The following is a 1,964-nucleotide window of genomic DNA, read 5'->3' as shown; positions in this document are numbered from 1 at the left end:
CACACAATGGCCATGGACTTCCCCTTTCGAGTCAGTTGATGAGATTTCGCAACCCCATCGTGGCACTCGTTGCCGTTTCCCGCTTATTGCGGGCCGCTCGGGACGGGGAAGTCCCTTTCATTCGTTATGCAGCACCAACAGTCAGGCCATCTGCAACCTGTTGCTTCAGCCATTCCTCCGGGTCTTCCTCCCCGGTCTCTTCGTCATACCACTCCTCCCAACCGGGCGCGCCTTCGCCATCGCTGTCAGCACACCACCGTTGCAGTCCGCCCGCGTTGCAGTAGTCCGGCTTCACGTTGTTCTCGAACTGAAAGATGTCGTAGTTCGCCAGCACTTCGAGTAGCTTTGCGCCCATCGCCACGCTATCAACAGGCGCATAAAACGCCTTCATAGGCACTTGCGGCACCCACCAAACACGAAGGTCGCCTGGCTTGTGCGTTTGCTTCTTCGGCATCTATTTCTCCTTTGCAGCACTGCTGCATAACCTCTCGTTGCAGCCGACTCGCTCCGGCTGCGCCTACGCTCTCGGCTGAACTCAAGCGTTAGAACTCAGTATGGCGCTCACTCCTAAAAGCTCCGCTGAAATTCTGGAAAAACTCAGGTCGTTGCGCTTGCTGAGGTTCATTTGCCATTTTCCTTGGCTCATGGTCTTTCTTCTCGGCGCAAGCTCTCTGGTGCTTCCCCTGAGCATTAGGCAGGCCGTCATGCCCATATACCAGCTATTCTTCCTCTGGGCATTTATTGGCTTTTTTCTGAGTTTCTTTGTTAGGCCATTCCCTTGTCCGAGGTGTGGCGAGAGATTTCACTTCAAGCGCTTCGGTAAGGATTCGCTTTCTAGCTGGGCGTATAACGACTTCGCCAGAAAATGCATGCATTGCGGACTAAAACTCGATGGGAGCAATATATGAGTTCTAACCATTCATTGCAGCGGACCTGCGCCAGCTACGCTGGCTGGTCCGCTGAATTCAAACGTTGTACAGCGGCTAATGGAGCAGTTTTTGGTCAGCGTCCCGCAGCTTGAAACGGCGCGTCGCGCGAAACTCGGACGAGCTTTTCGAACGGCTGGATCGCGCGCGAGTGAGGCAGCCCGGCCAAGCAGTTCAACGGCCGGTGTGTAAAACAATAGTTTCGAGGGGAGCGGTTTTGCAAACGATGGCCTGCTTCCAGGAAACGCCTGCCGCCCTTATTGGCATTCAGCGTTTCGCGTGGCCTTCGGGCGCTTGCGCCCTGCGCCTGTCCGTGCCTTCGGCCGCACGGGCTCTGCACAACCCATCATTCAAGCGGACCTGCGCCAGCTGCGCTGGCTGGTCCGCTTAATTCAGACGTTGGCCATCATGAGCACTCGCTCCCTAGCCCGAATTTTCTTAGCGTTGTTTTCTTTCTACTTCGCCAAATCGGCAGTAGCACAGGAATTCACGGCTTGCGCGCTTCATGACCTTTCTCACTTAGAGGCATCCAAGTGTCTCGGGAAGGAATACCGTGAACTTGACAAACTGCTAAAGCAAAAGGTGACCTTTCTTGTCGAATCCGCAACCCCTGTGGATATGTCGGGCCGCCCGCCTGAGCAAGTTCAAGCAGCACGTCAGCGAATTCAAGATGCCATTCGCCAGGCAGATGTGTCTTGGCGGAGAAATCTTCAATTTGAGTGCGATACCCTCATTGAGGCGTCCTACGGTCTAGGCAATGGCTGGGACATTGACTCTTTCGAGTGCCGAATTACTAAGACCCGAGATCGAATCAAATTTCTTAGCACTTCGACTTCCTATGCGTGGATCACGAGAAAGTGATGGCCAACCCTTCATTGCAGCCGACCTGCGCCAGCTGCGCTGGCTGGTCGGCTGAATTCAAACTACAAGGGCTTCCCCACTGATTGCAAGCAATATCCAGCCCTGATGAATGGCGCAGCCATTCATCAAGGGAATGGGTTTTGAATTCCTTCGCGTTCGTGGCCCATTTGTTGAGCG

At 54.5% G+C, this 1,964-nt stretch carries 3 protein-coding genes; 1 reads left to right on the top strand and 2 read right to left on the bottom strand.

Features of this window, described 5'->3' with window-relative positions; translation table 11 throughout:
- Positions 1-124 precede the first annotated feature (124 nt).
- Positions 125-454 carry a hypothetical protein gene (locus I7X39_RS22900; RefSeq protein WP_198113683.1) on the bottom strand — a complete coding sequence of 110 codons (330 nt, stop codon included), beginning with the start codon at positions 452-454 and terminating at the stop codon, positions 125-127.
- Between the two features lie 880 nt (positions 455-1,334).
- Here I7X39_RS22900 and I7X39_RS23855 point away from each other — a divergent pair.
- Positions 1,335-1,787, top strand: coding sequence for a lysozyme inhibitor LprI family protein (locus I7X39_RS23855; RefSeq protein WP_375140811.1), 453 nt, complete (start codon positions 1,335-1,337; stop codon positions 1,785-1,787).
- Here I7X39_RS23855 and I7X39_RS23465 read toward each other — a convergent pair.
- A partial coding sequence (locus tag I7X39_RS23465) for a hypothetical protein (RefSeq protein WP_232352147.1) occupies positions 1,774-1,964 on the bottom strand: 191 nt, incomplete at its 5' end. The two genes, I7X39_RS23855 and I7X39_RS23465, sit on opposite strands and share 14 nt — an antisense overlap.

Source organism: Inhella proteolytica, from assembly GCF_016093275.1.
Taxonomy (GTDB): Bacteria; Pseudomonadota; Gammaproteobacteria; order Burkholderiales; family Burkholderiaceae_C; genus Inhella; species Inhella proteolytica.
Note: the sequence above shows the minus strand (reverse complement) of the source record. Positions and strands in the feature narration are given on the sequence as shown.

Bases quoted from the DNA above. Each gene is read 5' to 3' on its own strand.
- I7X39_RS22900 (WP_198113683.1), bottom strand. From the start codon at position 454: ATGCCGAAGAAGCAAACGCACAAGCCAGGCGACCTTCGTGTTTGGTGG.
- I7X39_RS23855 (WP_375140811.1), top strand. From the start codon at position 1,335: ATGAGCACTCGCTCCCTAGCCCGAATTTTCTTAGCGTTGTTTTCTTTC.